Here is a 2,699-nt window from a genome sequence, read left to right as displayed (position 1 = left end):
CTCAAAGCCTGTATGTATAAAGATCTCGATGAAATGGAGCAGCTGGGATTATACGAGGTGATCCCGGAGGATTTTTCACTTACTGAATTCGTTTGCATATCCAAACAACCGCATCAGGAGATTATTCGGGAAGGCCTGGATTATCTTCAAAAAGAAATAGGATAAGACTATGAGTGACAAGAGACTTACCATCAAAAAAAGGTTACACATTATCAAGCACCGCCTGAGGGGGAATAAAATGGCGCCGGCATTCAGTGCGCTGCATACGTTCCTCTTTACCCCGGATGAAACCACCCATAGCGGGGGGCATATCCGGTCTGCCGATGACTTGAAGCGCACCATGAATATGGTGATTCTGGCCTTGATCCCGGTGCTTCTTTTCTCGTTTTTCAACACGGGATATCAGCATTATGCCGCCATTGATGCGGCCAATGGGGCACCCAGGGTACTTTCCCTAATGGATAATTTCCTGACCTGGGAGAATTTCTGGTTGGGCTTTAAACTGGTTATGCCCCTTGTTGTTATTTCCTATGCCATCGGGTTGGGGGTCGAATTTATTTTTGCCATAATCAAGGGCCATGAAGTAGAGGAGGGGTACCTCGTTACCGGAATGCTGGTTCCCCTGATCGTCCCTGTAGATACGCCCCTGTGGATGCTCGCTGTGGCTGTGGTTTTTGGAGTAGTCATAGGGAAGGAAGTTTTTGGAGGCACCGGGATGAATATCCTCAATCCTGCCCTTACCATAAGGGCCTTCCTGTTTTTCGCTTACCCCACCTGGATGAGCGGTGACAAGGTATGGGTGCACGGAGCCGTGGAACGCACCGGAACCCCGGATGCGATCTCAGGTGAAACCATCCTCGGGTCGCTGGCCCAGAACAGCTCATATGGCTATAGCACCTCGGACATGTTTTTCGGGTTTATTCCCGGATCGGTAGGCGAGACCTCTGCCTTTCTTATCCTGTTGGGCGGGCTGTTTTTGATCTTCAGTAAGATTGCCAGTTGGCGAATCATGGTCAGTGCCGTGATCGGTGCTTTGGTAATGGGGCTTATTTTTAACGGAATTGTAGACATGGGCTGGATTGGTGAAGGAAGTTCCTTCTATGGCCTGATGAACTTTGAATTCTGGAAACACCTTATTGTAGGGGGTCTCGCTTTTGGAATTGTCTATATGGCAACAGACCCTGTGACGGGTTCACAGACGAACAGGGGGAAATGGTTTTACGGTTTTTTGATCGGATTTCTCTCAGTGATGATCCGTGTCTTTAACCCTGCTTATCCTGAAGGGGTTTTCCTGGCTATTTTACTGATGAATGTATTTGCGCCCACCATCGACCATTATGTGGTTCGCGGGAATGTAAAAAGGAGACTCAACCGACTTAAAACGGCTACGATCTATCCCCGGACAACGGATGGCAAGGCCGAAGAACTTAAAGCAGAAACCGTTTAGCTATGGCATTCAACACGGACAAGAATTTATATACCGTTCTCTTTGCAGCCCTCATGGTAGTGGTGGTGGGGTCCATCCTGGCCTACCTGGCCTCAGGGCTCAAGCCGCTGATCAAGGAAAACGAGCGCTTTGAAAAGCAACAGAATATCCTGTATGCTATGGGCGTAAATGATAATGAAGGTACAGGTTCAGTGAGTTTTATTCCTACAGAACGGGTAGAGGATGTATTTACTTCCTATATCAAGGAACAACTCGTAATCAGCGGGGATCAAATCACCCAGGATGACCAGGCCTACCTTATCGATATGAAAAAACAGCTTGCGGCCCGCAAGAAGGGGCAGCCGTTTCAATTACCTGTTTATATCGGGGAGAAAGACGGCAAAAAGTTTCATATTCTTCCTATGTACGGCAAAGGTTTGTGGGACGCCATCTGGGGCTTTATCGCCCTGGATGAAGATATGATTGTCCAGGGGGTCTATTTTGATCACAAAGCGGAAACTCCTGGCCTTGGGGCCAATATTAAGGAGCGTTTCTTTATGGACGATTTTGAAGGAGAGTCCATTATGGAGGACGGCCGCCTGGTAGGTATAAAGGTCATCAAAGGCAACAACGACCCTGCCAATACCGATAAGGACGACAATGCCGTGGATGCCCTTGCGGGAGCCACTATTACCGGTAACGGGGTAACCTCCATGATTTCAGAAAGCCTGAACCTGTACAAAGACTATTTAGAATCTGTAAGATCCAACTGATATGGCACTGCTGACCAAGAAAGATGCAAACCTTATAATAGATCCCCTGGCGGACAATAACCCGATTACCATCCAGGTCCTCGGAATTTGTTCGGCCCTGGCGATTACCGCTGAACTTAAGGCCTCTGTGGTGATGGCGATTTCGGTAATTTTTGTCATGGGTGTTGGAAATGTGGTGATCTCCCTGATGCGGAATATCATCCCTTCCAAGATCCGGATTATCGTCCAGCTGGTAGTGATTGCCGCCCTGGTAATTGTGGTGGACCAGGTGCTTAAAGCTTTTGCCTATGAGCTGAGCAAGACCCTGGCTGTATTTGTCGGACTGATCATCACCAATTGTATCATAATGGGGCGGTTTGAAGCCTTTGCCCTGGGGAACGGACCCTGGAGGTCCTTCCTGGATGGGATTGGGAATGCCTTGGGGTATGGGGTGATCCTGATCATCGTGGGTTTCTTCAGGGAACTCCTCGGATCTGGGACGCTTTTTGGATATCCCGTCC

The 2,699-nt window shown here is 48.6% G+C and carries 3 protein-coding genes and 1 pseudogene; all 4 read left to right on the top strand.

What is annotated here, in order from left to right; genetic code table 11:
- Positions 1–165, top strand: a pseudogene (locus tag WBV75_RS02995) (NADH:ubiquinone reductase (Na(+)-transporting) subunit A); the annotation flags it as partial.
- A gap of 4 nt (positions 166–169) precedes the next feature.
- Complete coding sequence (locus WBV75_RS02990; RefSeq protein WP_424119173.1) at positions 170–1,447, top strand: NADH:ubiquinone reductase (Na(+)-transporting) subunit B; 1,278 nt, start codon at positions 170–172, stop codon at positions 1,445–1,447.
- Positions 1,448–1,449: 2 nt separating this feature from the next.
- A complete protein-coding gene (locus WBV75_RS02985; protein ID WP_424119172.1) occupies positions 1,450–2,199 on the top strand; it encodes a Na(+)-translocating NADH-quinone reductase subunit C in 750 nt (249 codons plus the stop codon).
- A 1-nt stretch (position 2,200) separates the two neighbouring features.
- The coding region (locus tag WBV75_RS02980) for an NADH:ubiquinone reductase (Na(+)-transporting) subunit D (protein ID WP_424119171.1) at positions 2,201–2,699 on the top strand (499 nt) is incomplete at its 3' end.

The organism is Robiginitalea sp. (assembly GCF_049588695.1).
Taxonomy (GTDB): Bacteria; Bacteroidota; Bacteroidia; order Flavobacteriales; family Flavobacteriaceae; genus Robiginitalea.
The sequence above is the reverse complement of the archived record's forward strand: the minus strand, read 5'-3'. Positions and strand labels throughout refer to the sequence as shown.

Coding starts and splice junctions, on each gene's coding strand:
- WBV75_RS02990 (WP_424119173.1), top strand. CDS start 170: ATGAGTGACAAGAGACTTACCATCAAAAAAAGGTTACACATTATCAAG.
- WBV75_RS02985 (WP_424119172.1), top strand. CDS start 1,450: ATGGCATTCAACACGGACAAGAATTTATATACCGTTCTCTTTGCAGCC.